Source organism: Sphingobacterium thermophilum (assembly GCF_039541675.1).
Lineage (GTDB): Bacteria > Bacteroidota > Bacteroidia > Sphingobacteriales > Sphingobacteriaceae > Sphingobacterium > Sphingobacterium thermophilum.
Genome location: NZ_BAABGR010000025.1, coordinates 1 through 526, shown reverse-complemented (window position 1 = coordinate 526; position 526 = coordinate 1). Strand labels below are relative to the sequence as shown.

The following is a 526-nucleotide window of genomic DNA, read 5'->3' as shown; positions in this document are numbered from 1 at the left end:
CCATTGGCATTTTCCATCGTTTCCCACATATCGGCAATTAATTTATCCAATTCAGGATAATCCTTTTCGATGTCGTTGCATTTCTGTTTTAAAATGCTGTGTCCGTATGCTAAAATGGGTCGTTTCATTCCTTTGCTTTTTATCGCAAAGTTCTAAAGAATAAACCAGGAAGGCAATGAACCGATGTTAAGTAATTACGCTGTTCATTGATTTTTTAGCGGTGATTGCTACGCAATTTGTCTGCGGATCCTACTCAGGCCTTGTGGGGTGATTCCGATGTAGGAAGCCACGTATTTTAGCGGGATAAATTTCAGAATATCGGGCTGTTCTTTAAACAGTCTTAAATAACGCTCTTTTGCATTGTATTTCAATAAAGATAATTCGCGTTTGCTTTTGGCTAAAAATAATTTCTCGGAAGCAAAACGTCCCAAATAATTCCCGACTTTGGTTTGAGCATAGACTTTTTGTAAATCCTCAAAGGAAATCTGCCAAACCACGGTTTCTGTCAATGCCTGTAATTCGTATT

Annotated in this window: 2 protein-coding genes; both read right to left on the bottom strand. The window is 38.0% G+C overall.

Translation table 11 applies throughout. The features are described from left to right. Nucleotides 1–128 (bottom strand): peptide deformylase (locus tag ABD873_RS09525; protein WP_345067777.1); only part of this gene is annotated, 128 nt, incomplete at its 3' end. Nucleotides 129–227: 99 nt separating this feature from the next. After that, nucleotides 228–526: Crp/Fnr family transcriptional regulator (locus ABD873_RS09520; RefSeq protein ID WP_425568711.1), on the bottom strand; the 299-nt coding region annotated here is incomplete at its 5' end.